Source organism: Psychrobacter sp. CX16, from assembly GCF_057396245.1.
Genome location: NZ_JBXYJF010000013.1, coordinates 49,845 through 76,599 on the forward strand (window position 1 = coordinate 49,845; position 26,755 = coordinate 76,599).

Below are 26,755 nucleotides of genomic sequence, written 5' to 3' on the forward strand. Positions count from 1 at the left end.
TTTAAGTCGCTCACTCATTCGTCTTTACTTTCTCTTTAAATATCATATATTTAGTGAATAACTTAGTGGTATGCATAGATGTCACCATGATTTTTTGATTCATATCGGCTATTTTTAGAATTAGCATTTAGAATAAATAGCGACTTAAATAGAGGCGCTTACCTTGGTCAAACAATCTAACAGATAGCCCACATCCTACTGAGATTCACTAATTTCAATATGATATAATAGACGGCTATTGGCTCACTTGGCTTTACGCCCTACTCCTACCCTTTATTAGCCTGCTAAGTATATAAATTTAATGAAACTACCCATATCACCAGATATCCGCCAAGAAAATCGGATATTCGTCCACCGTATCCTATTTGCTGCCTTATTTATATTCTTAGGCTTAGGCGTGCTATTGGCCCGCTATTGGTATCTGCAAGTATTTTCGTACGAAAAATACGCCACCCAAGCTGATAATAATAGAATCAAGCTAATATCAGATGCGCCGTCTCGCGGTTATATCTATGATAGAAATGGCTACATTCTGGCAGACAATAAGCCAGTATTTACCGCCATGCTTAGCCCAGATGAAGTCAAAAACCCTGAACGTACTTTGCAGTTGTTGGCACCTATTTTTGACTTAACCGAAGAAGATATTACCGATATCTTAGCGCGCGTTGATAAAAGTAAAAACGACCCTGTAACCGTTAAAATCGATCTGACCGAAGAACAGATGGCACAGTTTAGTGAGCGTAAGCCTTTTTTAAAAGGGGTTAGTATTCAAAGTAAACTGACTCGTCACTACCCTTACGACGAGCTATTTGCGCACGTTATTGGTTATGTGGGGCGTATTAATGACAAAGAATCAAAAGAGATTGATAAAGACCGTTACGCCGGTACTGACTTGATTGGTAAGATTGGTATCGAAAAATACTACGAAGACTTATTGTTAGGTAAACCTGGCTATCAAGCGGTCGAGACCAATGTGCACGGCGATGTGCTACGTAAGTTAGAGAGCACCCCGCCAACGCCAGGTAATGATATTTATCTAAGTTTAGATTATGGCTTGCAAAAAGTCGCTCAAGAGCAACTGAACGGTCGCCGTGGCGCTATTGTGGCTATTGATCCGCAAAATGGCGATGTGCTTGCCTTTGTGAGTAATCCAAGCTTTGACCCTAACCCTTTTATTTCGGGTATCTCGTTTAAAGATTACGCCACATTACGTGATGATCCCGATCAGCCGTTATATAACCGAGCGCTACAAGGCATGTACCCTCCCGCCTCTACCGTCAAGCCATTTGAAGGCTTAGCAGGGATTCATTACGGCATCATGAGCTGGAATGATACGATTTATGACCCCGGCTACTTTACCTTGCCTGGTGACAGCCACCGTTTCCGAGATTGGAAAAAAGGCGGTCATGGTACGGTCGATTTGACTAAGTCTATCGTGATGTCGGTGGATACCTATTATTATAAGCTATCTTATAAATTAGGTATTCAGCGTTTGCATGATTGGATGGTGAAGTTCGGCTTTGGTAGCGACACCGGTATTGATTTACCTAATGAGAAGTCGGGAATCATGCCCTCACCAAAATGGAAAAAAGATACCTACGACAAAGAGTGGCTACCCGGTGAGACCATTTCAGTGAGTATCGGTCAGGGATATTTTCTAGCCACACCGCTGCAGGTAGCAAATGCGACGGCGATGACTGCTAACTTAGGTCAGAAGCTGACCCCACATATGCTCAAGCGCTCAGATGGCGCAGCAGAGGTGCATCCTATTGATAGGCCAACTGGTAAAATTGAGTTTAACGGAACTCAAGCAGATTGGCTGAAAATGCAAAACGCAATGGAGCAAACCGTTAAACGTGGTACAGCGCGCCGTATTTATACGCCGCGCTACCGCATTGCCGGTAAAACCGGTACGGCGCAGGTGAAATCCATTGCGCAGGGTCAAAGCTATAACAAATCTGCTCTTGATAAACGCCACTGGGACCATGCCTGGTTTACTGGATTTGCGCCGGTTGATGAGCCAAGTATTGCCCTTGCTATTCTCGTTGAAAACGGCGGCGGCGGTAGTACTACAGCAGCGCCAATTGGACGTGCTCTTTTTGATTACTGGGTATTACAGCGCCCGAATAATCCGATTCTACCACCTACCCCAGAAGAGTTAGAAGAGATCAGAGCGCAAAAGGCCATAGCAAAGGCACAATTAGAAGCAGAGCGCGAAGCCAAAGAAAAGCACGAGGCGTTAGAGAAAGAACAACAAGCAGCAGGAGCATCGGAGACAGCAGAACCGGCTGCTGCTACAGAATAAAGTGATCATAAGGTATGAGTGCCATGAGTTCTAAGCGTCGTGCCCCAAACGAGCAAAATCCAAAATCTGGTAGATTAAACAAACGTCAGTTAGCAAAATCATCGCGCGCGCAGATAACCGGTGAAGTGCGTATCATTGGTGGCCAGTTTAAACGTCAATTAGTCCCTTTTATTGATGCCGATGGCTTACGTCCTAGCCCGGACCGCCTGCGTGAGACCTTATTTAATTGGCTACAGTTTGAGTTACATGATGCCAATGTACTAGACCTTTGCGCCGGTAGCGGTGTCTTGGGTTTCGAAGCCCTGTCTCGTGGTGCCAATCATGTGACCCTTATAGATCTGCAACCTAAACAAGCTTACCTGATTGCGCAAACGGCAGAAAAACTCAAATTGTCTGATTCACAAGTAGACTTGCATATCGGTGATGCACTAGCGGTTATTCCCACCCTGCACACCTCTACAGTACAAAACTCTATAGAAGGGGTTGACTCTACCCAAAAAACTAACGATTTAGCCCCTTATCATTTTGTCTTTGTTGATCCGCCTTATAATTTGAATCTATGGGTACCTTTATTAAATAGCTTAATTGAGAATAAAAAGGTCACGGCAGAAACCCTCTTTTATATAGAAGACCGACGTGAATTGGCAGAGACTTTATCTGAGTTAAAACAAGACTATCAGGTACTTAAAAGCACCAGAATCGGTCAAATTTATGCCAACTTAATTCAAATAACGCTCTAAAAACACAGCCAATACAAATAAAGAGCGAAATAAACGCCCGTATTTACATTCATTGGTTGCTTTTTTACTGTGTAATGCATACAATGTGCGTCTGTTTTTTGAGAGCCCCGTTTCCCCTAACACTCTCAACAAAGGTGAGGTAGGATGTCATTATCTATCTTGACAACTGCCCCACTCGACAACTTAAGGTTTAATCATGAAAACACAAAGTGCAAAACCCGCTGAGGTTACTCACGACTGGTATATCGTAGACGCTGAAGGTAAAACTTTAGGTCGTCTTGCCACTCAAATTGCTGCCCGTCTTCGCGGTAAGCATAAGCCATCTTTCACTCCGCATGTTGATACTGGCGATTATATCGTTGTAATCAATGCAGACAAGATTGCTGTAACTGGTAAGAAAGCCCAAGACAAAAAATACTATCGTCACAGTGGTTATCCTGGCGGCATTAAAGAGACTAACTTCACTAAGTTAATCGCTCATAAGCCAGAAGAAGTCCTTTTGAAAGCCGTAAAAGGTATGTTACCTAAAGGTCCTCTTGGTTATGCTACCATCAAGAAGTTGAAGCTATATGCTGGTACTGAGCATCCGCATGCCGCCCAGCAGCCTCAAGAACTAGACCTTTAATCGCATAATCAGGAGTAAGTTATGGAACGCAATTACGGAACTGGTCGTCGTAAAACGTCAACTGCCCGTGTCTTTTTATCTAAAGGTACTGGTAATATCGTTGTAAACGGCAAGCCACTTGATGAATACTTTGGTCGTGAAACTTCACGCATGGTTGTTCGTCAACCACTAGAATTACTTGACTCAGCTGAAACCTATGATATCTACGCTACCGTTAAAGGTGGTGGTATCAATGGTCAAGCCGGTGCTATCCGTCATGGTATCACTCGCGCGTTGATCGAGTCAGACGAAACATTGAAACCTGCTCTTAAAGAAGCTGGCTTCGTTACTCGTGACTCTCGTCAAGTTGAACGTAAGAAATTGGGTCTACGCAAAGCGCGTAAACGTCCACAATTCTCTAAGCGTTAATTTATTTTATAGGCAGAGTTTACTTTGCTTATTTGATTCAAAAAAACCCTTGTTGACTCAAGGGTTTTTTTATTTTTACAGATGAGAATTTATTTTAGTACTAAAATAGCTTAGAATAGACACAATTAGTAATATTAGGCAAAGCCAATGTAACCCAATAGCTATTATTATAGATATATGACTCGACGGAATCACAACGGATTGAAAGTCATAGTCAGGTTACATAATATTTGATTGGGTACTACATACCAGTATGAAACATCGCGAATGACTTATATACTAGGTCACGTCGTTTCATGACTTTTATCTGGAGGAAGTTTTTAATGAGCCATGCCGAAGGCGTCAACATAAAACGCCGTAGAGTTCTGATCGCTTCGACTGCCGCTATAGGCGCAGTAGGGGTTGCTTCGGTGGCCACACCATTCGTACGTTCTTGGTATCCAAGTGCGAAGGCCGAAGCTGCAGGTGCTGCCGTAACACAAGACATTAGTGCTATCGAAGATGGCCAAATGATTGTTGTTAAATATCGCGGTAAGCCAATATTTGTCGTTAAGCGTACTGAAGAGATGATCGCAAACTTAGAAAAGGTAGTCCCTCAACTAAGTGATCCAAACTCTGAAGCTTCAGTGCAACCTGAATATGCCAAAAATCCAACCCGCTCACGTGAGCCTACTGTGCTAGTGGTAGAAGGTGTGTGTACCCATTTAGGGTGTGCGCCTAACTATCGTCCAGAAGTAGGTGCTGCTGATTTAGGTGGTAATAGTTGGTTTGGTGGATTCTTCTGTCCCTGCCATGGTTCAAAATATGACTTAGCTGGCCGTGTATACAGTGGTGTACCTGCTCCGCTTAACCTAGCAGTACCAGAATACAGTGTTGATGGTTCTATCTTAACTGTCGGGGAGGCATAATCATGAGCTTTGGTAAAAAAATGATGAATTGGGTTGATGCCCGCTTCCCTGCAACTGAGACATATGAATATCATATGTCAAAGTACTACGCGCCAAAGAACTTTAACTTTTGGTACTTTTTTGGTGTTTTGTCGATGATCGTATTAGTCAACCAGCTAGTAACTGGTATTTGGCTAACGATGATGTTTAACCCAAGTGCTGAAGGCGCATTCGCCTCTGTTGAATACATCATGCGTGATGTCAAAGGCGGCTGGTTGATTCGTTATATGCATTCTACCGGTGCCTCTGCTTTCTTCGTAGTGGTCTACCTCCATATGTTCCGCGGTATGCTCTATGGTTCGTATAAGAAGCCTCGTGAGCTTATCTGGTTGATTGGTATGGGTATCTACCTATGTCTAATGGCAGAAGGCTTCTTCGGCTACCTACTTCCTTGGGGTAACATGTCATTCTGGGGTGCTCAGGTTATTCTTAACTTACCTGCGGCTATTCCTGTTATTGGTGACGGCCTTGCTGAATGGGTTCGTGGTGACTATCTAATCTCTGGTATTACCCTAAACCGTTTCTTCGCTCTTCACGTTGTGGCAATTCCACTGGTATTAGTTGGCTTAGTATTTATTCACTTAGTGGCCCTACACCATGTTGGTTCAAATAACCCTGATGGCGTTGATATTAAGAAGCTTAAAGATAAAAATGGCGTACCTTTAGACGGTGTTCCATTCCATCCTTACTACACTGTGCATGACATGGTTGGTATCGTGGTATTCTTTATCATCTTCTTTGCTGTGGTATTCTTCTTCCCAGAAGGCGGTGGTTTCTTCTTAGAAAAACCAAACTTTGAAGTGGCTAACTCACTGAAAACACCAGAACACATTGCACCAGTTTGGTACTACACACCATTCTACGCAATCTTACGTGCGGTACCTGATAAGTTAGGTGGTGTTATTGCTATGGGCGGTGCGATTGCCATGTTGTTCTTATTGCCTTGGTTAGACCGTTCACCTGTGAAGTCTATTCGTTACAAAGGTATCTTATCTAAAATTGCTTTAGGTATCTTCGTGGTTAGCTTCTTGGTATTGGGTTATTTAGGTGTGGCACCTGCTACTCCAGTTAATACAATCATGGGCCGTGTCTTTACTATCTTGTACTTCTTATATTTCCTATTGATGCCAATTTATACATCAATTGAGACTTGTAAGCAGCCACCTGAACGCGTTACTGGAGGTCACTAATGAGTGCTTTAACTAAATCATTGACCGGATTTGGCTTTGGTGTTGCTATGGCACTTGCAGCCACCACCTCAGCTCAAGCAGCAGGTGGACATGGTTGTGGTACATTTACAAATGCAGAAGGTGTGGAAGAGCATCTAGCTTGTAGTACTGCCCCTATTGATTTTGGTAATAAGGGGTCATTACAACGTGGCGCGACCATGTTTATGAACTACTGTGCTGGGTGTCATACTGCTAAATACGTACGTCATTCACGTATTGCTCAGGACTTAGAGATTCCACCTGAATTGGTTGAGAAGTACTTATTGGTCACCTCCGACCAAATTGGTGATCACATTAATAACGGTATTGACCCTGAGATTCAAGCGGGTTGGTTCGGTGCTCCGCCACCTGACTTATCTTTAGAAACTCGTTTACGTGGTGATGACTGGGTTTACACTTACCTATTAAGCTTCTATGAAGACCCTAGCCGCCCTTGGGGTGCTAACAACTTAGTACTTAAAAACGCTGCAATGCCTCACGTTTTACTTAACTTGCAAAATGAGTTGGGTGAAGAAGAGTATCGTAGCCGTGTGGGCGACTTAGTGAACTTTATGGCTTGGATGGCCGAGCCAGTTCGTGAAGACCGCCAACGTTATGGCTTCTTTGTTATCTTGTTCTTATTGGTACTATTAATTCCAGTATACTTATTAAACAAAGAATTCTGGAAAGACGTTAAATAAGCGCTTCTACCTATCAATAAATAGTAAGCCAAATACTAAAAAAGAGATGATATTAACTATCATCTCTTTTTTTTGGCTGATTATTGCCTATCTGGCACATTTTTAGTCTATGATGGCTTTATCATCTATTAATCCTCTCACACTGTTTTTAAAGCGGTTTATAATAGTACTGTTAAGTATTATGCTATTGATTAACGCCCCCAGTTTCGTTACGATGCTAGTCTACTTATTGCCCTATGTCGTGTATGATTGATCCTAAAGACATTCCTGATAGCCAGCTTGTGTTGTATGCCGATGATGGCTACGATAGCCATGTTATCCGGTTTTTGTTGGCTGAAAAACAGCTGAAATACTATTTATCGCTCCTTGATAGTGAGCGCCCTGAAGATTTACGTCAATTAAATCCGTATAACACCCTACCGGTATTGACGCATCGCGACCTAAGCCTTTATGAATTAAATGTTATCTTTGAATATTTGGAAGAAAGATATCATGGTCATAAACTGCTGCCTGACACACCAAAACTAAAAGCGGTTCAACGGCAATTGGCATGGCGCATTCAGAATGATTGGCTTAAACTTGGCAGAATATTACTGACTCATAAAGACAGTATTAATCCTGAGCAAGCAACAATAGCACACCGTAAATTAAGTGATGCGCTTGTTACGCTCTCCCCTGTTTTTGGACAATCAACTTACTTTATGTCTGACGAATTCGGTTGGTGTGATGTATTATTAGGCACCATGTTATACCGCTTGGATGAGATGGGTATCGAGTTGCCTACTCACTTAACACGTCCATTAATGGATTATCAAAAGCGTATATTTGAGCGTGAAAGCTTTATTAAAACTTTGGACTAATCCTTATTCAGTCCCTAGCATTCAGCACGATATTTAATCTATAGTTTTCAAGCATTCCCTAATAAGTAAAATAGAATTTAATATAAAAATACAGATGAGGTCATTATGTTAGAGCAAGAATTAAAGTTAACCCCTACTCGTCCCTATATGATTCGTGCTTTTTATGAATGGCTACAAGACAATGCCCTAACCCCTTATTTATTGGTCGATGCTACTCAAGATAATTTGGTTATTCCTACCGAGCATGTTCAAAACGGACAGATTGTATTGAATATCGCCAGTCAAGCTACTGGTAATATGAACATAGATAATGATTATATTAATTTTAATGCACGTTTTGGTGGTGTCTCTCGTGAGCTGTGGATTCCAATGAAAGCGGTATTGGCTATCTTTGCCAAAGAAAACCAATCCATCGTGATGCCGTTTGATCCGACTGAATACGATAACTATACGCCTGAAGAATCAGACAACACGCAAACGGCCAAAACTAAGCCTGCTGCGAGTAAAGCCAAACCAAAACGTGAGAACAAACCGGGATTACGTGTTTTAAAATAAGTTACCGATAAGTCAGCCGATAACCCTTTGCAGAATAAGAGGTCTCTTGATAAAGAGGCCTTTTAATTTGTTTAAAACCTAACCATTGCTTTTATGACTAACTAACCAATTAATGTGACCAAACATGCCCAATTATTTCATTAACCCTGACATGTTAATCTATCTTTTCGATATGATTGGCGTCATTGCTTGTGCAATTGCAGGAACGCTATTGGCTCAGCATAAAGGCTTTGATATTGCAGGCTGTATTTTGGTATCAATGGCAAACGCCATTGGTGGAGGCACCATCCGTGATGTGGTGTTAGACCGTCACCCTCTATTTTGGATGACAGACTTAAACTATCTCATTGTTATTACCCTAACCTCGCTGATACTACAGATATTCTTTCACCTGTATCATAAGATTGATAATGCGGTGAAATTATTTGATGCAGTTGGACTGGCGGCCTTTAGTGTGATTGGATTAAAAGTCGCTTTATCACAAGGCGTGGACCCAGTAGTTGCTGTATTAATGGGTGTCTGTACCGCTATTGTCGGCGGGTTAATACGCGATATTATTTGTAATGAAATCCCTTTGGTATTACAAAAAGAGATTTATATCACTGCCAGCGTTTTGGGTTCCTGTTTTTACTTCTTAATGGCACGTTTTGGTATAGACCCTGGGATGAATGATTTATTAACCTTGGGTTTTATCTTTTTAGTCAGGGTACTGGCCATTGTTTTTGATTGGCATCTACCCTCTATTCGCTTAGTAAAATAGCTTGTCACTATTCCACATATGTGACCATCCATATTAATGACCCTTGATTAAGCTATCATGGCACAATCGATGCCACTGCAAGCTCTTTGACCATCAGCTGGATGCTTTGATTGCCATTCCATTCATTGATATCCATCTCATATAAAATATGCACCTCTTTGGCACGATAATCCCATTTCTCGTCATCATAGTTAAACCAAATGGCATCGATAGGATATTGCACACCGGGATACTTAAGTGAGAACTTCAAATGCTTATCTTTTAGTATTCGAAAGCTTAATACCTCAAACACCCCATCAAATTGCGGTGGCACAAAACCATGACCCCAAATATGGCTATGAGTCAAGGCATCGGCAAACTGTAAGCTAAAGTCCTGCGCTAGCAGCTCCCCATCAGTAAATTTCTCTTCTTGAAATACTGAGGCATCAATGGTGTCCATAAGCTTGTTAAAAGCTACGCTGAATGCCTCAAAATTCTTTTTCTTAAGGGTTAAGCCTGCTGCCATCGCATGTCCACCAAAATGAGTAATCAGCTCTGGATGACTCTCCGCAATGCTTTCAATGGCATCACGTATATGAATACCTGGGATTGAGCGTGCAGACCCTTTAATTGCATCTTCAGGACCAAGCCTTCCAGCATCTGCCGGTGCAAAGATAATCGCTGGACGATAGTAGGACTCTTTTAGACGCCCCGCAACAATGCCTATCACGCCTTGATGCCAATCATCTTGATACAGCAGTACACTACGCGGCTTAGACTCCTTCTTATCATCTTGAGGCTCAGACTGATTATTTGTATTAGCAGCTTCATCTAAATCAGCTTGATTTTGCAATTGACGTAATATGTCATCCGCCTGCTCACGCATACCCCCTTCGACTTGGCGGCGCTCTTTATTTAACTTATCAAGCTCGAATGCCAAACGCTTGGCCTCGGTCATGTCATCGGCTATTAAACACTCAATACCAATACGCATATTATCCATGCGCCCTGCGGCATTAATACGTGGTCCAATGACAAAACCAAAATCCTGTACACTCATTTTTTGTGGGTCACGGCCTGCCATCTCTAATATCGCTAGGATACCTAAAGAGCAGCGGCCTGCTTTAATCGCTGCTAAGCCGTGACTGACCAGAGTTCTATTATTATGGTCGAGCACCCCAACATCAGCTACTGTACCCAATGCGACTAAGTCCAAATAACGGCTAACTTGCACACTTGAGCGGCCAGCATCACGGCGATATTTTGACAATCGTCCCAATAGATAAAACGCCACCCCAACGCCAACTAAAGCTTTACTACTAAAATCACATTCTAACTGATTTGGATTGACGACTGCGGTTGCATTAGGCGTGGCTTTAGTTGTCAAATGATGGTCGGTAATAATAACGGTAATCTCATTCTCTATGGCCTTATCTACGCCTTCATGGCTAGAGATACCATTATCAACGGTGACAATAACGTCTGGCTGATACTCGTCAATACCTAGCTGTACAATCTCAGGCGTTAAGCCATAGCCATATTTAAAGCGGTCTGGCACCACATAGTCGACATTGGCGCCCATCTCTTTAAGCACACGCATCATAATGGCAGTACTGGTTGCCCCATCGCAATCAAAATCACCGACAATCAAGATACGCTGTCCGGTCTCTATCGCCTCATCTAATAATTGCACCGCTTTATCGATATCACGCAGCCCTTCTGCAGGTAGCAGGGAGGATAAAGAGTAGTCCAACTCTTTGGTCGATTGAATACCGCGTCCTAAAAATAGACGAGCAAGCGTTGGCATTTGTTCATGAACAGGTACTAAGGATTCAGGTAAATCATCGGGTAATTTACCAGTATAACGAGGGGTCAAATTTAACATAGGGTTTTATTTACTCTAAAAAGAAGTGCAAAAGGATTTTAAATGTCTAAATGGTTCACTATTTAAGTTTAATAGTCAGAGCTTACTTGTGACGTTACGGTATTTATATCAGTGCAGTTATAGCAAACCCACCACTTTTAAAATAAAATGGTCATATATTTACAAAACTTAAGCGTATCACGGGACTAAGATACAAACTGCCACTTGAGTGCTTAAGCCAGTTCTTTAAAATAAATAACAAATTTAATTCAAACTTTGTTTTTCATATCAAAGATTAAGATAAGAAGGTTTGGCTTTATTATTTATGCCATTATCTATTATTAGTGAGCCATATTAATATTTTAAGTCAAACCTATTTGTCTACTCATCTCTTATTCACCCTAATTATAAGGATACTTTATGCAAACGCTTCCTGCAGCAGAAAAACTACCAGAAACGATTGATCCAGATTTGGATCTAGAAAAAGTTAAAGAAGAGTGCCAAAAGCTAGTTAAAAGCCGTGCTAAATATTCTGCAGGCGCTGCAATCATTCCTGTACCATTTATTGATGTAGCTATCGATGCTGGTATCTTAACTCAGCTTCTACCAGAAATCAGTGAGCGTTTTGGTCTTATCTCTGGGCGTGAATCTGCTATTGATTTAGAAGCCAAAGAAGTTCACTGGAAAGAGATGAAAGATCGTGCTGTTGATTTCGCAGGCTTAATGGCTACTCGCGGTGTGGTTAAAAAGACCGTTCAAGGTTACGGCGGTCGTATCGTTGCCAAACAGGTCACTAAGTTTATACCATTAGGTGGCCAATTGGTTGCTGCATCTATGGGTTATATGATCTTTAAGAAAATCGCTAATGATCACATTAATGAGTGTTATAGACTGGCTAAAAATATTCAGCAAAAACAACACGGCAATAACGTGTAATTGCTAATATAGCCCTCATCAACAAGATGCTATTCGCAATGTGTTAGTAAATAAGAAAGCCCTCACTTTGAGGGCTTTCTATTGTTTATACTTATGTCATTTATCTTCTGGCCTACATTTAAGGATGCCTATTTATCGAATTAAAAGATATTGCTTAAAATCAGATAGCTGACAACCGACATAGCTCCAGCTGCCGGCAAGGTAATAACCCATGCCATACCAATTGGCTTCATCAGTGCCCAGTTAGTGTTCTTATTGACCATACCAATACCCAATACCGCACCAACTAAAACGTGGGTACTAGAAACCGGTAAACCAAGCATAGACGCGCCCATCACTACCGCCGCTGCTGATAATTCCGCTGAGAAACCTGATGCAGGGTGCATTTGCGCAAGGTTGGTACCAACCGTTTGGATAACTTCTTTACCGATAAACCATAGGCCCACAATAAGCGCCACACCAAAGGTAATCATAACAGGGCTTGGCACCGCGGCTTCACTAGAAATAGTATTGGTACGAATCACATCCATAATAGCCGCAAACGGACCGACTGCGTTCGCAATATCGTTAGCACCATGACTAAAAGCAAAACCGGCGGCAGTGAATACTTGCATCCAACTAAATAAGATAAAAGTAGCTCGAGTTAGGTCTTCCTTTTGTTTACCTTTAATACTCTTCGTATAAATAAAGGTGGTTAGCCAAATTAAAGCACCTACCATACCCATGACCAACACGCTATGTAGCGTTGATAGGCTCATATCGACGTTTTTAAGGCCTTTGAATACGACCATAGCGGTCATTACCATACCGCCCATCGCGGCAATCATAGGTACCCATTGACGAATGGCTTTAAGCGTATCAAGATTGCTACGCTCACGCTCAATATCATATAACTCTTGATAGTAATCTGTCTCTAAATCATCACGCTCGGTGTCCTCATCTTTATAAATCTCTTGGTCTCGTACCATCTTAGAGGTGTAAGAGACTTGCAACGACTCTGCTAACTCATTAATCCACTCTTTGTGGCGTTTCTTTAGCGCCTTTTTGGCCGCTTTTAACTCTCTAACACGCTCTTCTGCTCGGTCGTTATACGCCAAAATGTTAATTTTAATTTGGCTATACAGCGCATAAGCCAGCGCCCCACCTAACAAAGGAGACAACACCCAAGACAGAGCAATTTGACCCACTTGATCCCAGTGTACGGTAGACAGTGCTAAGTCTGTACCGCCTATCTGGATACCCATGATGATTGAACTACCGACCACACCACCGATAATAGAGTGCGTCGTCGATACCGGCAGACCTTTTTTGGTTGCAAACAAAAGCCAGAACGCCGCTGCAATAAGTGCCGATAACATCACGTAAATAAACTGATTGGGCGTCACCGGCAAACCATTTAAATCAACGATGCCTTTACGGATGGTATCAGTCACCTCACCACCGGCAATAACCGCACCTGAAACCTCGAAGATAGCTGCAACGGCCAATGCTTGAGGTATAGACAGGGTACCCGCACCCACCGAAGTGCCAAAAGAGTTGGCCACATCGTTACCGCCGATGTTAAAGGCCATAAAAATACCGAACAAGGTGGCGACAATGAACAATATGACTTGGTGGTGATTGGTATAATCAAGACCCCACCACATAAAATACGCGGTAATAGCAAATAAGATAATACCAAAAGACACATTCGCTTTTGTTGAACCTTTGAACTGAGTATTTTGCGTAGTAGTGGACTTTGGAAGCATGAGATTTCTGAGCCAATCGAATGATAAAGAAATGTAAAACCCCGAAATATCGGGGTTTCAATGAAGTTATAGTAAGTCGGTTTGTTCAAGACAGTCGCTAGGCAATCTAGCCATCACTATCGGTATGACTGTCATATGCAACAGCGCTAACCTGTCGTAGTGTTCATGCTAACCTTGACATCTTGAATAAAGGCGCCTTACATCATTATTATGACGTAAAGATTAAATGCCTTAAAATAAATTGTGCATATTATACCCTCGTCGCTGCCAACTTAAAACCGCTGTTTTTAGACCTGACTTTCATCAAACGTCGATGACTTTCTCAAGCTGAGCGATAGCATGATCTAGAACCGCCAATCGGGCAGTACGCTTATCATTGGTAGCAACCACATGCCACGGAGCATACTTGGTATTGGTACGTGCCAGCATATCTGCCGCAGCTTGCACATAGTCATGCCATTTATCACGGTTACGCCAGTCATCATCGGTCAGCTTAAACTGCTTGTGCGGTGTCTCTTTTCTATCTTCAAAGCGCTCAAGCTGCTCTTTTTTATCAATTGCTAGCCAGTATTTGATAACAATCGTGCCTTTATCGGTCAAATCACGCTCCATACGATTAATCTCATCGTACGCACGTTGCCAAGCCGCTTCACTGGCAAAGCCCTCAATACGTTCTACCAACACGCGTCCATACCAAGTTCTATCGAAAATCGCAACACGGCTTAAACGCTCTTCTTTTGGCGATGGTGAAAACTCTGGCAAGCGTTGCCAAAAACGCCACAAATAAGGATGCTGGAGCTCCGTTTGACTTGGTGCAGAAATATTGTAAATCTGATACTCACGCGGATCTAACGGAGATACCAAGCGTTTGATAGAACCACCCTTGCCTGCCGCATCCATACCTTCAAAGGCAAAGATAATATGATGATTCTTGCCCTCTTTATCGCTATCAGCACGCGCACGAACCAAGTCGGCAAATCGGGCTTGTTGTTTGGCCAGCTTCTTCTGGTAATCAGACTTTGCCATATCCGGATCATCGATATCGGTCAGCTTGTCTGGCACATCTGCCCAAGAAAAGGCAGCATTGATATTACGTGAAATGGTGGCCACAACTGGATGTGTGCTGTCATTTTGCTGACTGCTTAACAATGCCGACTGGGTGGCATGCAACACTTCATGGCAAAAACGCACATTCGCCTCTTCGTTAAAGCCTTGGTCCTTATAAGATTTATCGCTGGCTTTCTTGCCCTCATCACTACCATCAATAATAACCCAGTCGTTTTGCTGGCTTAGGATGATTCTGGCAATTTCATTAAACTGTTTGACTTTCTTTTTATCCTGCCAGTCCATGTGGTATAGCCACTCTGGATCTTCTCTGTCATCTTTTAAGCGATTTTTTAGGGTCTCTTCGTCAATATGGAACCAGCACTTTAAGAGTTTTGTATGGTTATTCACCAAGTCAGCTTCAAATTCAGACAATATTTTTAGCTGAGTACACAGATACGCTTCCCACTTTGCTACCTCATCATCGGATTTAGACTTTTTTTCATCTTGCATTAACTGCAAAGCGCCTTCGATAAGATCGGCATACCAATTACCGAAATAAGCGGTAATATTGCCATGGCGTGGCAACTTGGCCGCATGTACTTGCCAGATAGGCTCAAACTGGCTAGGCACTGAGCCTATGCTTGCCTCTACATTTAATAATCTTGGATCGACCCACTGCCTTAACTGAGTCACCGCAGCACCTTTACCGGATAACTCCATCCCATTAACCAGCACCAAAAGCCCAGTGGCTTGACCTTGCTGTCGAGTTTCGCGCAGTGCATATTGCGCTTTTACTAACTCTAAGCGCAGCTCATCTTCATCCATGTGAAAATGGCTTAGCGGATCAGCGTTGATGATAATCTCTTTGTTATCACTGTTCTTGTTTTTAGACATTGCATTATCCTTTGTGTCGGTCATTTTATTTTCATTTTGATGGGTTATTATGGGCGTACTTTATCATAGCTATTAGGCTGCGCTATTCAGTGACGCACCAATAACCTGCGCCTTGTTATTCTAAACGTTCATTTAAAAATCATCTTAATTCTAAAAACATAGTACTAATTTATAACGAACTATTAATGCTAATGGGGCTTGATTTTAACCCCGACTCGTCGACTGCCATGGTAACGGGTATAATATTTATTATAATAGTTAATTATTGCAGTTATGAAATATGCTTTAAGTAACGGATTAAGCTTAGTGTCGAAATATGGCTATTTAATGCTTTGGCATGCTCTATTATGAGCCTCATGCTATCTGCCACTTATAACGATTCGTAAAATCCATATATTTGTCTGCTTATTTACGATATTATGTTTTAAAGTCTTATCGCCAACCCATTTTAGGAGTTTATGTATGTCAGCATTATCTGACTTAAGTGTTCATTTAAAAGAATTTTGGGAACTGCCGCATCATAACAATCCAGAGCTTGCAGAAAAATTATCGCAAGTACAAAACTGGCAAAAAGATCGTATGCGCAAAACCCATGCCGGGTTATTTGCAGAGCCTAAAAACAAACCAATGGCAGAGTACTTTTTAAACCATCTATATGGCGGCGAAACCTTAGGTGAAATCGTTAGTCAATTAGAAAAAATCGTACCTAAAGCCCGTAAACTTGAGAAATACGCTCCAACTGCTGCGCTAGAGACAGGGACGCTTGGCGTAGAAACTGCCATTAACTCTACCAAACTTGATTTAGATTTAGCAAAGTGGCTGCTTGAAAACGATTTAGCGGTTAATGAAGAAAATATGCATACCGCTTACCGTGCTGTGGATGCTGCTGATGCCCGCCGTCAACAAATTGCTGACTTAAAGCAAGTGTGCTACCGCACTGACAAATACTTAAACTCTTTTATTCTACAAAAAGGTTTTAAACTGGCGAAGAAAAAAGCCTATCAACATGGCCTTCAGCCTTTATATGATTTTATTGGCGCAGGTTTTGCAGCAATGAAACCACTTAAGAGTGTGAGCAGCTTTATTGACCCATTCGCTGAGCGTGAACTACAAATCATTGATGACGTCCATAAGCCAAGTTAAGCCCAACGCCTCTATTCATTAAGTACATCTCTAGTGTACGCTGCGTATGCGTTAATAAACCATACCACCGTAACGCGCCACCTATTATGACAATCAGGATCTATAATGAGTCAATCTAATAATAACGATAATACAAACCCAGATAACCAAAACAGCAGCACCCAAGATTTGCAAAATGACTTGGTTAAGCAAACCATTAAGCACAATCAACAAACCAATGCCCAAGTGCGGCAATCTCTACAATCAGGGGCTCAAATAAGCAGCGTGCTAAATGATGAGTTTAGCGATGTAACCGAACTGCCTGCCGGCACACCACAAGGTCAACAAACCACCCGACCTTTTAATAGCCAAACCAATAATCAAACTACAGGTGCTACAGAGTCAGCGACTCAGCCAGTTAACTCTATTGAAGCCAGCACTGGTCAATCCGGTTATGTTAAGTTCAATCCCAAAGATGATATTAATAACCCGCATACGCCTGACACAGACGGCCTAGAAGAGACTCACTTTGGTTATAAAAAAGTGAAAAAAGCCGAAAAACAGGCAAAAGTTGCGGATGTATTTACCTCGGTTGCCAAGAAATACGACATTATGAATGATTTGATGTCATTTGGTATTCATCGCCTTTGGAAGCGTTATACCATTAGCTTATCTGGTGTGCGTGCCGGCCAACATGTATTAGATATAGCAGGCGGTACTGGCGATTTAGCCAAGGCCTTTAGCCGTGAAGTGGGTCGTACTGGTAAAGTGGTATTGTCTGATATTAACGCAGCCATGCTTGATGTCGGCCGTGAGCGTTTGATTAACTCGGGCTGCAATAACGTTGATTTTGTTTTAGCCAATGCAGAAACACTTGCGCCATTTGAAGATGAAAGCTTTGATTTATTAACTATCAGCTTTGGTCTGCGTAACGTAACGGACAAAGATGCGGCATTACGCTCTATGTACCGTGTGTTAAAACCAGGTGGCCGTCTGCTGATTTTAGAGTTCTCTAAGCCTATCTTTGAGCCGCTATCAAAAGCCTATGACTTGTACTCATTTACCGCATTGCCATTAATGGGTAAATTGGTTGCTAATGATGCAGAGAGCTATCAGTATCTAGCAGAATCTATTCGTATGCATCCAGATCAGCAGACCCTTAAAGGCATGATGGAAAATGCAGGCTTTGTAAATTGTGATTATCATAATCTAACCGCAGGTATCGTCGCAGTACACCGTGGGTTTAAGAAATAGCGTGCTATTTAGTTACCCCATTGAACAAATTTTTTAAAGTGAAACACATTATTTCAGGCAGTGTACTATGATTACGGTTCTAATTTTGACAGGCGTAGAGAAACTTATTAACTTCGCTATTTTAAGTGACAGCATAACTAAGTCTGGCTTAACACCTCTATCAGGTAAAGTGCTGCGCTTAGATATGGCCAAACCTGAGTTTCGTATTGACGTACTCTTTAATGACGATCATGTCCGTTTTGAACCGGTTAGTACGCCAAGCAGTGTGTTTGAAACTCCAGGTAATACCTCTGATACCGAGCGTGACCAAGCACAGCAGCATTATGCAGCGACCGGTCATACGCTTCCTGACTGCACTATTAAGGTTGACAACCCGGCTGAGCTGCTAAATTTAATGCGTGATTCGTCCGGCAACTTACCTATTGAAGGCGACTACAAGGTCTTAATGCAGGTGAAGCAGCTTATTTCAGGCTTTAATCCGGATATTGCTGCCCAGCTTGAGCCCTTAATCGGCACATCGCTTGCCAGCCAATTGGGTTTATTAATCAGAGCCCTAAAAGGCAATGTTAGCCATACTGCAAAGCATGCTTTTAATGATGTTGCAGATTGGGCCAATGACGTGGCAGGTAATGCCCCCGAAGACCCTGTTATGCAAGCGGAGGCCAATGACTTAAAGCAGCAATTATTAAAACTGCGTGCCGATGTCGAGCGTGAAGAGGCGCGTCTGGCAATGATTAAGGCCGAGCAAGCACGTCTTAAAAATCAGCCTTAGTTTAAAAACTTAACGCCCTACTCTTGATTAGAGCGCTTAATGAGACTGGATTTAATTAAAACAACGTTATCAAAAGACCTTGTCACTATTGTGATAGGGTCTTTTTTATAAGCAGAATAAATGTTTGAGTATAAACGCCGATGAGTCGAAATTTGTTGCTATTCCGATTCCCGCTTTATTCTTAAATGAGCCTTGCCGTGGTATGATATTAACCATCCTTATGACTTTAGTGAATCACTCTGACTATGTTGCTAACTCACCGAAAACGCTTGCTTGAACTGTGGCGCATTGCCGCCAAACACCGCCTAGACACCCATTTACCGCTGGAAGATGCCCCGCAGCTACAATCCGTGGCTCGTATGATTAAGTCGCATCCAGCCGCGTGGGGTGAGAAGCATCAACCAAATGGCGTCAAGTTGGCACTTGAGGAGATGGGCACCCTATTCTTAAAGTTAGGACAATTGTTATCGACCCGCCGTGATTTAGTGACCCCTGAAATTATTGACCAATTAGTGCAGCTGCAAGACCGCGTCAAACCGTTTGATGTCAGTATCGCTATCGCCCAAATTGAAGACAAAAAGCATGGACTGGGTCAGTCGATTGACCAGTTATTTGCCCGTTTTGATGTTAAGCCATTAGCTGCAGCCTCTATCGCACAGGTACACACCGCTGCCCTACATGATGGGCGCGAAGTAGTCGTCAAAGTCGTCAGACCTGATATTCGTGAGCGCATTGTCGCTGATTTTGAATTGCTACGAGATATCGCTCAGTGGACCTCAGCACGTATTGAAGCGGCTCGAGCAGTGCGAATTATCGAGGTAGTCGAAGATTATCGCCAGATTATGCTCAATGAGCTTGATTTAACCTTTGAGGCGGACAACACCACTAAGATGCGTAATAACTTCTTAGGCTCGACCATGATGTATGTGCCTGAAGTGTATGATGCGTCCAAAAACGTTATGGTGATGGAGCGCATCCATGGTGTGCCTATCTCGCAAACGCAAGTCTTTGATGAATTAGACTATGACCGCGCGGCACTGGCCGAAAAAGGCCTGACCATCTTCTTTACCCAAGTATTCCGTGATAACTTCTTCCATGCTGATATGCATCCCGGCAACGTGTTTGTTGAAACCTTGCCACCAGATACGCCTGAGCCTTATCGCCATTATCCACGCTATATTGGTCTTGATTGTGCCATTATGGGTGAGCTGTCCCGTGACGACCAAATGATTGTGGCGCGTATGCTGCTTGCAGTGATGAATAATAACTTTGCCAATCTGGTCGATATCGTTAGCCGTGCAGGCTGGATACCGCCCAATACTGATAAACATGCCCTTACCCGTGATATGCGCCGTACGGTTGCACCGATGGTGTTAAAGCCTATTAATGAGATTGATTTTGCTGGCGTGTTGATGCAAATTTTGGATATTGCGCGCCGTCATCATATGAGTATTCCGCCTCAGTTAATGCTACTGCTTAAGACCTTAGTTCATGTCGAGGGTTTAGGTCGTGACTTATACCCCGAGCTTGATATTTGGTCACTGGCCAAACCGATTTTGACCAGCTGGGTTAAAGAGCAGCTAGACCCTGCACGTAATATGCGTGAATTACGCGAGCAGCTGCCAGAGCTGATGCTATCGACCACTCAGATTCCTAAATTGATTGATCAAAGCTTGCAAAGTATGGCCTCTCAAGGCTCGCGTCAAGATCAACAGCTGCGTGAAATTCAGCAAATCCGCGCTGATATGTTAAACGACAGACGCCGCGACTGGATTGCCTTAGCTGGCTTTGTGGTCAGTGTGGCTATTGCGACCCAAGTCATCGGTTGGCTATCGCCTATTTTCTATATCATTGCCGTGCTGTTTGTATTGTGGCGTATTGTTGGCTAGATCAGCCTATCAGTTAAGCGCTGCTATTATTCATTATTAACAGTCAAAATGCATTAACATTTACCTTCACATTAAGCCCATTGTTTATCGTGCCATGGGCTTGGCCTAATTCTTGAGTGAGTATAACGATGCGTACTGCCACCATAACCATAGATTCTGCTGCTTTAACCCATAACCTACAACAAGTCATTGATACAGTGCCAACAGACACTAAGATACTGGCGATGGTCAAAGCTAATGCTTATGGTCATGGCATCGAAAACTGCTTAAATGCATTAAAAGACGCCGGTGCATTGGGTGTGGCATGTTTTGAGGAAGCGTTACAGATACGCCAGTTAGGTTGGCAGAAAGGTTTGGTTCTCATCGAAGGCGTGTTCAGTGAAGCCGAATGGCAACAAGCGGTTGAGGCGCAGTGTCAAAGCATTGTTCATAATCAAGATCAAGCCGATTGGGCCATCCATCATGTGCCTGAATCAGGGTCGCCAAGTCGCACCATTTGGCTAAAGCTCAATACCGGTATGAACCGTATTGGTTTTGAAGCGCATGAGATTACCCAAATGGCTAAACAGTTAACACAGGCTGGTTATCAGCTTATTCTGACCAGTCATTTTGCCAATGCGGATATGCCCGAGCATCCCTCAAACCAAGATCAGATTCAAATCTTTAAGCGCATATTAAGCGAATTACGTACTGAGGTAAATGCCAATGTTAAAGCCTCTTTATGCAACTCTGCCGGTATTATCAACTTTCCAGAATGTCATTTTGATTGGGTACGCCCAGGAATCATGCTTTATGGCAGCTCACCTGTCAGCGAACAATCCGCGAATGAGCTTAATTTAAAGCCAGTAATGACTTTTGAGGCACGCCTCATGGCAGTACATCAGATAGCTGCAGGGGCGTCAGTCGGTTATGGCAGCCGCTTTAAGGCAAGCTGCGATATGCTCAAAGGCATTGTCAGTATCGGCTATGGTGACGGCTACCCACGTGTCATCGATGAGTCAGCTTGGGTCAGCTTACATCAAGACGGCAAGACGTATCGATGCCCTGTCATTGGCCGCGTCGCCATGGATATGATTGCCATTGACTTAACGGGCGTCCCTAAGCCAACTTTCTCCAGTCCCGTGACCTTATGGGGCGATAGCTCAAAGGATGAGCCGAGCGTTGATGAGATTGCAAAATCCGCCAATACTATTGGTTATGAGCTACTGTGCCGAATTACTCAGCGACCTGCTAGAAAGGTTATTTAATAATTGTGCTTTAAATATTTTCACATCGCTATAAATTTCGCTATACTGGATGTTTTCCTAATTTATTACCCTGATTATTATCGACCAACCTGTTGATTATTAACTTAAAGAGAGTCCCATGAGCGTGCGTCATTTTTTAACTCTTCTTGATTTGTCTCCAACCGAGCTAGAAGCACTTATTAAACGAGCCAGTGAGCTTCGAGAAATGCAGCACGCCGGCGAAGTGTATCAGCCTTTTGTGGGCCGTACTTTGGGTATGATTTTTGAGAAATCGTCAACACGAACGCGTATTTCATTTGAGACTGGTATGGGTCAATTTGGTGGGCACGCTATTTTCCTATCACCAAAAGACACGCAATTGGGACGCGGTGAGCCTATTGAAGATTCTGCTCGCGTTATCTCTAGCATGGTTGATATCGTTATGATTCGTACCTTTGAGCACGAAAAGGTCGAGAAGTTTGCTGAATACTCTTCTGTGCCTATTATCAATGCCTTAACCGATGATTTTCATCCCTGCCAGCTATTGGCTGATATGCAGACCTATTACGAGCATCGCGGCAGTATCCAAGATAAAATCGTCACTTGGGTTGGCGATGGTAATAATATGTGTTCATCGTTTATGACAGCGGCCAATCAGTTTGGTTTTGAATTAAGAGTGGCTGCGCCTTATGGCTTTGAGCCAGATCCTGATTTGCTTGATAAGTTCAAACACTGCGTTACCCTAGTCGATGATGTACAAGATGCGGCAAAAGATGCGCATTTGATTGTCACTGACGTATGGGCAAGTATGGGACAAGAAAGCGAGCAAAACACCCGTGCCCGCCGCTTCGCCCCTTATCAAGTAACGCCATCTATGCTCGATAAAGCCGATCCAGAAGTGTTATTTATGCACTGCTTGCCGGCACACCGCGGTGAAGAGATTTCCCACGATATGCTAGACGACCCACGCTCTGTGGTCTGGGATGAAGCAGAAAACCGATTGCATTCGCAAAAAGCGCTGATGGAATTCTTACTCAAAGATAAGATTAAAATCAGCTAAGCGCTAAAAACGTCTCTAGCACCTTATTTAATTGTTCTGGTGCTTCAACAGGTGAACTGTGTCCCGCCCCTTGAAGCACGGCAAGTTTAGAGCCTTTAATCGCAAAATGCATCAGCTGCGCTTCTTCATAAGGTGTTGCGACATCCTCATCACCCACCACAACCAACGCCGGTAACTTAATCTCATTTAAGCGGCTTAAAACCTCTGCTCGCTCTAATACGCCGCGCGTCGCTTTAATCGCACTTTTCTTGTCATTCTGCTTTAAATAGGTCACCCACGTCTTAAACTCTTGTTTGCGTGACTTGTCATTTATGAAAGTGCGGCCAAACATAATCGACATGATTTTCTTGCTAATCAGCTTGATACCTATAATGCGTATGGCTTTAATCAGCTTTTTATACTCTGCTCTTTTCTCATCACTCTCAGCTCTTGCGCCTGTTTCAAGCAATATTAATGAGCTTAGTAAATCAGGGCGCTCTAAAGCCACACGCTGTGCGACATACCCGCCCATAGATAAGCCAACGAAATGACATTGATCGATATCAAGCGCTTCGAGCAAAGCAATCGCATCAGAGGCTAACGTATCCATATCATAGCCTGACTTAGTGGCTTCAGACTTACCTTGACCACGAAAATCAAAGGCAATACAGCGATACTTATCACTAAAATGAGCGACTTGTTTGTCATATAAATGCGTGCTCCATAATAAACCATGAGCAAACATCATCACCGGTTTGCGCTGAGCAACTGGTAAGCTGTTGTTATTAGGAGCGCTGTCTTCGTAATAAATCTTAGCGTTATTGAGGGTGATAAATGGCATAATCTCGACATCCTTGTCATAAAATAAAATTTAATAAATAAAGGCAAGGTTAATCATTTAACCTTGCCTTTATATTTAACCACATTTTACTGGTGTATCTTCAACCAATTTATATTATCGCTTTAGTGTCTCTACGCCGCTTTGTTTGGCGATCAATAAAGTATCAGCTTGATTGGCAGCGAACAGTCCATTACATACCACACCAACGATGTTATTAATGGTGTGTTCCATCTCAAGTGCGGTTGGGATATCCAAATGATAGGTATCCAAAATTAGGTTGCCATAATCAGTCACAAAGCCTTCACGGTAAACCGGCTCACCGCCAAGTTTCACCAGTTCACGCGCCACATAAGAACGGGCTTGCGGCAATACTTCAATCGGTAATGGAAACTCTCGACCCAGTTGAGTCACCCATTTACTCTCATCTACCAGACACACAAACTCTTTAGAAGCCGCAGCAACAATCTTCTCACGGGTTAATGCACCGCCACCACCTTTGATAAGCTGTAGATTAGGATTGACCTCATCGGCGCCATCAATATACAAATCAAGCTCGCCCACGAAGTTTAAATCCATCACCTCGATACCTAACGCTTCAAGCTTATCTTGAGTGACTTTTGAGCTGGCCACGGCTCCTTTTAGATTCACATTGGGTAGTAAATCAATCAAACAATTCACTGTACTGCCGGTACCAACACCCAGAATCATCCCATCATTAATATAGCGTAATGCTTCTTTGGCGACTTCTTGTTTAAGCTTTAGTTGCTGACTCATTTGTTCCTCTATGTGCTTTGCTTGAAGGTTATTGGAAGTATCTTTAACGTGACTTACGACTTATATAATGACTAAATAAATAGCAATATCCATAAATAATTACAAAGGTATATTGTTCAGATATTAGGCATAGAGCCAACTTTGGATGGCTTTTTTATTCTTAATGCCCCGACTAATGTATTGGGCAGTGATTGTTTTATTGAACTTTATATCTAGCAGCTCTTATAAATCACTAATTGCTTCTTTAAAATTCAATAATGTGGGGGTCTGTATATTGCCGAATATATGATTATGAATAAGTATTTCACTTTCAGAGTCTATATGCCAATCATCATCTGTTGGTAGTTCTAAGCCGATTTCTTTTGCCCATCTATATGACTGTAAAGTATCTTGCCTATTCAAAAAATAAGATTCGACTTGCTGTATTTTATCAAATTTAGGCCGCTATTTTAGCAACAGTTTTGCAATCGGTGTATTTCGTTTATGCTCTACCCTGTCACGCTAAATTATCATCTTGATATTGCTTTAAAAAAAGTTATTAATCCCCTAAGAGATTGTCATTAATAATTTATGGCTAAACCTTGCAGGATGATAAAAAACAGCATAGGCTTAACCATCAATACTTTATTATTGAAAACTTGATTAAAACTGCACTTTAGGATGATATATGCTTTCAAAATGGGTTCGTAATATTCTCCAAGCCACTGTCTATGACGCTGCTATTCAAACGCCGCTGGATTTTGCTCCTAAGCTTTCTGCTCGCTTCAATAATGATATTCGTTTAAAGCGAGAGGACTTACAACCTGTTTTTTCTTTTAAGTTACGCGGTGCATACAACCGAATTAGCCAATTATCGGAAGAACAAAAAGCCCGCGGTGTCATCTGCGCCTCTGCCGGCAACCATGCTCAAGGCGTGGCCTTTTCGGCGGCTAAATTAGGCCTAAACAACACCATCGTCATGCCAACCACGACCCCAGATATTAAGGTCAAAGCGGTCAAAGCATTGGGCGGTAACGTGGATTTATATGGCGACAGCTTTGATGTGTCTAACCAATACGCCATTGAGCGTTCTATCAAAGAAGGACTCACCTATATTCCGCCTTATGACGACGAATTGGTCATTGCAGGGCAAGGTACAGTTGCACTTGAGGTCAATCAGCAGTGGCGTGATGTGGAATATGTATTTGTACCTGTGGGCGGCGGTGGCCTGATTGCCGGTATTGCTGCATTTTTGGGTGACGTGGCTCCGCAAGTCAAAGTCATTGCTGTTGAGCCAGAAGGTGCAGCCAGCTTAAAAGCGGCGATAGAAGCCAATGAGCGCGTTAAGTTATCGCAAGTAAGCTTATTTGTTGATGGTACCGCTGTTGCTCAGATTGGTGAACTACCGTTTGAGATAGTAAATTTACAAAAAAGCGATGACTCAGGCAAATTAATCGAGCAAGAAGTCGTTACCTGTACTAATGACGAGGTATGTGCCGCGGTCAAAGATGTATTTGAAGAAAATCGTAGCATCGTTGAACCCTCTGGTGCGCTTGCTTTAGCCGGCATGAAAAAGTATATAGAAAAGCATAATATCACCGATAAAAACTGTGTGGCTATTATCTCTGGCGCAAATATGAACTTTGACCGTTTGCGTTATATCGCAGAGCGTACTGAAATTGGTGAGAAAAAAGAGGCCATCTTTGCGGTCACTATTCCTGAACGTACAGGGGCATTCTTAGAATTTTGCCGAGACTTAAAAGGTCGCAATATCACCGAGTTTAATTACCGTGTTCGTAATCGCACCTCACCTGACTCATTAGAGCCCGCCTCTATTTTTGTCGGTATTGCCTTAAAAGAGGGCGATAAAGAGCGTAAGATTATCGCTGACTCCTTGGACTCTGAAGGGTATGATACTCATGACTTAACCGATGACGATATTGCTAAATCACATATTCGTCATTTGATTGGGGGGCATCCAAACTTAGAGGAGGAGCATATCTTTAAAGTCAGCTTCCCTGAGCGTCCTGGTGCTTTGCTTAACTTTCTAGAAAAGCTTGGCTCAGACTTTAACATCACCTTATTCCATTACCGTAACCACGGCGCAGCAGATGGTCGGGTATTGGTTGGTATTCAAGCATCTGAAACCAACTCAAAAGCGTTACAAGACACCCTGTTAGATATTGGTTATGACTGCACGCCAGTATCTGATAACATTGCTTATAAGCTATTTTTAAAATAAAACATTACTTTTCGGCTTTAAAATGCCTTGATACCTTACT

24 protein-coding genes are annotated in these 26,755 nt (G+C 42.6%); 19 read left to right on the forward strand and 5 right to left on the reverse strand.

Going from position 1 to position 26,755, the window contains the following annotated elements:
• Nucleotides 1-301 precede the first annotated feature (301 nt).
• The 10 genes from mrdA to AC2SLM_RS06600 all read left to right on the forward strand — a co-directional run bounded on the left by mrdA (nt 302) and on the right by AC2SLM_RS06600 (nt 9,109).
• Nucleotides 302-2,305 carry a penicillin-binding protein 2 gene (gene mrdA / locus AC2SLM_RS06555; RefSeq protein WP_486552729.1) on the forward strand — a complete coding sequence of 668 codons (2,004 nt, stop codon included), beginning with the start codon at nt 302-304 and terminating at the stop codon, nt 2,303-2,305.
• Nucleotides 2,306-2,328: 23 nt separating this feature from the next.
• Nucleotides 2,329-3,045 (forward strand): 16S rRNA (guanine(966)-N(2))-methyltransferase RsmD, encoded by a 717-nt coding sequence (gene rsmD / locus AC2SLM_RS06560; RefSeq protein WP_486552731.1) that lies wholly within the window; start codon nt 2,329-2,331, stop codon nt 3,043-3,045.
• A 196-nt stretch (nt 3,046-3,241) separates the two neighbouring features.
• Nucleotides 3,242-3,670 carry a 50S ribosomal protein L13 gene (gene rplM / locus AC2SLM_RS06565; RefSeq protein ID WP_486543155.1) on the forward strand — a complete coding sequence of 143 codons (429 nt, stop codon included), beginning with the start codon at nt 3,242-3,244 and terminating at the stop codon, nt 3,668-3,670.
• 21 nt (nt 3,671-3,691) lie between these two features.
• Entirely contained in the window at nt 3,692-4,078 is a 387-nt protein-coding gene (rpsI, locus tag AC2SLM_RS06570; protein WP_007393902.1) for a 30S ribosomal protein S9, read from the forward strand.
• A gap of 323 nt (nt 4,079-4,401) precedes the next feature.
• Nucleotides 4,402-4,986: a ubiquinol-cytochrome c reductase iron-sulfur subunit gene (petA, locus tag AC2SLM_RS06575; RefSeq protein WP_486543157.1), complete on the forward strand. Its 585-nt coding sequence runs from the start codon at nt 4,402-4,404 to the stop codon at nt 4,984-4,986.
• 23 nt (nt 4,987-5,009) lie between these two features.
• Complete coding sequence (locus AC2SLM_RS06580; protein ID WP_486543241.1) at nt 5,010-6,215, forward strand: cytochrome b; 1,206 nt, start codon at nt 5,010-5,012, stop codon at nt 6,213-6,215.
• Nucleotides 6,215-6,934 (forward strand): cytochrome c1, encoded by a 720-nt coding sequence (locus AC2SLM_RS06585; protein WP_486552733.1) that lies wholly within the window; start codon nt 6,215-6,217, stop codon nt 6,932-6,934. The genes AC2SLM_RS06580 and AC2SLM_RS06585 overlap by 1 nt, the downstream gene beginning before the upstream one ends.
• A gap of 245 nt (nt 6,935-7,179) precedes the next feature.
• Nucleotides 7,180-7,794 (forward strand): glutathione S-transferase N-terminal domain-containing protein, encoded by a 615-nt coding sequence (locus AC2SLM_RS06590; protein WP_486543161.1) that lies wholly within the window; start codon nt 7,180-7,182, stop codon nt 7,792-7,794.
• Nucleotides 7,795-7,899: 105 nt separating this feature from the next.
• Entirely contained in the window at nt 7,900-8,349 is a 450-nt protein-coding gene (locus tag AC2SLM_RS06595) for a ClpXP protease specificity-enhancing factor (RefSeq protein WP_486552735.1), read from the forward strand.
• 124 nt (nt 8,350-8,473) lie between these two features.
• Nucleotides 8,474-9,109, forward strand: coding sequence for a trimeric intracellular cation channel family protein (locus AC2SLM_RS06600; protein WP_486543165.1), 636 nt, complete (start codon nt 8,474-8,476; stop codon nt 9,107-9,109).
• Nucleotides 9,110-9,164: 55 nt separating this feature from the next.
• Here AC2SLM_RS06600 and recJ read toward each other — a convergent pair whose 3' ends face one another.
• Nucleotides 9,165-10,973 (reverse strand): single-stranded-DNA-specific exonuclease RecJ, encoded by a 1,809-nt coding sequence (gene recJ / locus AC2SLM_RS06605; RefSeq protein WP_486552736.1) that lies wholly within the window; start codon nt 10,971-10,973, stop codon nt 9,165-9,167.
• Between the two features lie 399 nt (nt 10,974-11,372).
• Here recJ and AC2SLM_RS06610 point away from each other — a divergent pair, with 399 nt between their 5' ends.
• Nucleotides 11,373-11,888, forward strand: a complete 516-nt coding sequence (locus AC2SLM_RS06610) for a hypothetical protein (RefSeq protein ID WP_486543169.1) — start codon at nt 11,373-11,375, stop codon at nt 11,886-11,888.
• Between the two features lie 140 nt (nt 11,889-12,028).
• On the opposite strand, the gene AC2SLM_RS06615 is transcribed toward AC2SLM_RS06610, so the two are convergent.
• Together AC2SLM_RS06615 and AC2SLM_RS06620 are read right to left on the reverse strand one after the other, a co-directional pair.
• Entirely contained in the window at nt 12,029-13,636 is a 1,608-nt protein-coding gene (locus AC2SLM_RS06615) for an inorganic phosphate transporter (protein WP_486552738.1), read from the reverse strand.
• Between the two features lie 303 nt (nt 13,637-13,939).
• Nucleotides 13,940-15,577: an ATPase gene (locus tag AC2SLM_RS06620; RefSeq protein ID WP_486552740.1), complete on the reverse strand. Its 1,638-nt coding sequence runs from the start codon at nt 15,575-15,577 to the stop codon at nt 13,940-13,942.
• Nucleotides 15,578-16,039: 462 nt separating this feature from the next.
• Here AC2SLM_RS06620 and AC2SLM_RS06625 point away from each other — a divergent pair, with 462 nt between their 5' ends.
• The 7 genes from AC2SLM_RS06625 (at nt 16,040) to argF (ending at nt 22,900) form a co-directional block, all read left to right on the forward strand.
• Nucleotides 16,040-16,720: an FFLEELY motif protein gene (locus tag AC2SLM_RS06625; protein ID WP_486552741.1), complete on the forward strand. Its 681-nt coding sequence runs from the start codon at nt 16,040-16,042 to the stop codon at nt 16,718-16,720.
• 105 nt (nt 16,721-16,825) lie between these two features.
• On the forward strand, nt 16,826-17,953 hold the full coding sequence (gene ubiE, locus AC2SLM_RS06630; RefSeq protein ID WP_486552743.1) for a bifunctional demethylmenaquinone methyltransferase/2-methoxy-6-polyprenyl-1,4-benzoquinol methylase UbiE: 1,128 nt from the start codon (nt 16,826-16,828) through the stop codon (nt 17,951-17,953).
• A gap of 67 nt (nt 17,954-18,020) precedes the next feature.
• Nucleotides 18,021-18,725: a ubiquinone biosynthesis accessory factor UbiJ gene (locus tag AC2SLM_RS06635; RefSeq protein ID WP_486552745.1), complete on the forward strand. Its 705-nt coding sequence runs from the start codon at nt 18,021-18,023 to the stop codon at nt 18,723-18,725.
• Nucleotides 18,726-18,849: 124 nt separating this feature from the next.
• Nucleotides 18,850-19,002, forward strand: a complete 153-nt coding sequence (locus AC2SLM_RS06640) for a hypothetical protein (protein WP_486552746.1) — start codon at nt 18,850-18,852, stop codon at nt 19,000-19,002.
• Entirely contained in the window at nt 18,971-20,614 is a 1,644-nt protein-coding gene (locus AC2SLM_RS06645) for an ABC1 kinase family protein (protein WP_486552748.1), read from the forward strand. Before AC2SLM_RS06640 ends, AC2SLM_RS06645 begins: the two co-directional genes overlap by 32 nt.
• Before the next feature lie 128 nt (nt 20,615-20,742).
• Nucleotides 20,743-21,861 carry an alanine racemase gene (alr, locus tag AC2SLM_RS06650; RefSeq protein ID WP_486552749.1) on the forward strand — a complete coding sequence of 373 codons (1,119 nt, stop codon included), beginning with the start codon at nt 20,743-20,745 and terminating at the stop codon, nt 21,859-21,861.
• Nucleotides 21,862-21,979: 118 nt separating this feature from the next.
• A complete protein-coding gene (gene argF / locus AC2SLM_RS06655; protein WP_486552751.1) occupies nt 21,980-22,900 on the forward strand; it encodes an ornithine carbamoyltransferase in 921 nt (306 codons plus the stop codon).
• Here the strand turns inward: argF and AC2SLM_RS06660 are convergent.
• The gene (locus tag AC2SLM_RS06660) at nt 22,893-23,720 is read right to left on the reverse strand and encodes an alpha/beta fold hydrolase (RefSeq protein ID WP_486552753.1); all 828 of its coding nucleotides are present in this window, start codon (nt 23,718-23,720) and stop codon (nt 22,893-22,895) included. The genes argF and AC2SLM_RS06660 overlap by 8 nt on opposite strands.
• Nucleotides 23,721-23,834: 114 nt before the next feature.
• Nucleotides 23,835-24,494, reverse strand: a complete 660-nt coding sequence (gene rpiA / locus AC2SLM_RS06665; RefSeq protein WP_486552755.1) for a ribose-5-phosphate isomerase RpiA — start codon at nt 24,492-24,494, stop codon at nt 23,835-23,837.
• 667 nt (nt 24,495-25,161) lie between these two features.
• Here rpiA and ilvA point away from each other — a divergent pair.
• On the forward strand, nt 25,162-26,715 hold the full coding sequence (ilvA, locus tag AC2SLM_RS06670; protein WP_486552757.1) for a threonine ammonia-lyase, biosynthetic: 1,554 nt from the start codon (nt 25,162-25,164) through the stop codon (nt 26,713-26,715).
• Nucleotides 26,716-26,755: the final 40 nt, after the last annotated feature.

Excerpts from the sequence above, each read along its gene's own strand:
- mrdA (WP_486552729.1), top strand. The coding sequence starts at position 302 with ATGAAACTACCCATATCACCAGATATCCGCCAAGAAAATCGGATATTC.
- rsmD (WP_486552731.1), top strand. The coding sequence starts at position 2,329 with ATGAGTTCTAAGCGTCGTGCCCCAAACGAGCAAAATCCAAAATCTGGT.
- rplM (WP_486543155.1), top strand. The coding sequence starts at position 3,242 with ATGAAAACACAAAGTGCAAAACCCGCTGAGGTTACTCACGACTGGTAT.
- rpsI (WP_007393902.1), top strand. The coding sequence starts at position 3,692 with ATGGAACGCAATTACGGAACTGGTCGTCGTAAAACGTCAACTGCCCGT.
- petA (WP_486543157.1), top strand. The coding sequence starts at position 4,402 with ATGAGCCATGCCGAAGGCGTCAACATAAAACGCCGTAGAGTTCTGATC.
- AC2SLM_RS06580 (WP_486543241.1), top strand. The coding sequence starts at position 5,010 with ATGAATTGGGTTGATGCCCGCTTCCCTGCAACTGAGACATATGAATAT.
- AC2SLM_RS06585 (WP_486552733.1), top strand. The coding sequence starts at position 6,215 with ATGAGTGCTTTAACTAAATCATTGACCGGATTTGGCTTTGGTGTTGCT.
- AC2SLM_RS06590 (WP_486543161.1), top strand. The coding sequence starts at position 7,180 with ATGATTGATCCTAAAGACATTCCTGATAGCCAGCTTGTGTTGTATGCC.
- AC2SLM_RS06595 (WP_486552735.1), top strand. The coding sequence starts at position 7,900 with ATGTTAGAGCAAGAATTAAAGTTAACCCCTACTCGTCCCTATATGATT.
- AC2SLM_RS06600 (WP_486543165.1), top strand. The coding sequence starts at position 8,474 with ATGCCCAATTATTTCATTAACCCTGACATGTTAATCTATCTTTTCGAT.
- recJ (WP_486552736.1), bottom strand. The coding sequence starts at position 10,973 with ATGTTAAATTTGACCCCTCGTTATACTGGTAAATTACCCGATGATTTA.
- AC2SLM_RS06610 (WP_486543169.1), top strand. The coding sequence starts at position 11,373 with ATGCAAACGCTTCCTGCAGCAGAAAAACTACCAGAAACGATTGATCCA.
- AC2SLM_RS06615 (WP_486552738.1), bottom strand. The coding sequence starts at position 13,636 with ATGCTTCCAAAGTCCACTACTACGCAAAATACTCAGTTCAAAGGTTCA.
- AC2SLM_RS06620 (WP_486552740.1), bottom strand. The coding sequence starts at position 15,577 with ATGTCTAAAAACAAGAACAGTGATAACAAAGAGATTATCATCAACGCT.
- AC2SLM_RS06625 (WP_486552741.1), top strand. The coding sequence starts at position 16,040 with ATGTCAGCATTATCTGACTTAAGTGTTCATTTAAAAGAATTTTGGGAA.
- ubiE (WP_486552743.1), top strand. The coding sequence starts at position 16,826 with ATGAGTCAATCTAATAATAACGATAATACAAACCCAGATAACCAAAAC.
- AC2SLM_RS06635 (WP_486552745.1), top strand. The coding sequence starts at position 18,021 with ATGATTACGGTTCTAATTTTGACAGGCGTAGAGAAACTTATTAACTTC.
- AC2SLM_RS06645 (WP_486552748.1), top strand. The coding sequence starts at position 18,971 with ATGTTGCTAACTCACCGAAAACGCTTGCTTGAACTGTGGCGCATTGCC.
- alr (WP_486552749.1), top strand. The coding sequence starts at position 20,743 with ATGCGTACTGCCACCATAACCATAGATTCTGCTGCTTTAACCCATAAC.
- argF (WP_486552751.1), top strand. The coding sequence starts at position 21,980 with ATGAGCGTGCGTCATTTTTTAACTCTTCTTGATTTGTCTCCAACCGAG.
- AC2SLM_RS06660 (WP_486552753.1), bottom strand. The coding sequence starts at position 23,720 with ATGCCATTTATCACCCTCAATAACGCTAAGATTTATTACGAAGACAGC.
- rpiA (WP_486552755.1), bottom strand. The coding sequence starts at position 24,494 with ATGAGTCAGCAACTAAAGCTTAAACAAGAAGTCGCCAAAGAAGCATTA.
- ilvA (WP_486552757.1), top strand. The coding sequence starts at position 25,162 with ATGCTTTCAAAATGGGTTCGTAATATTCTCCAAGCCACTGTCTATGAC.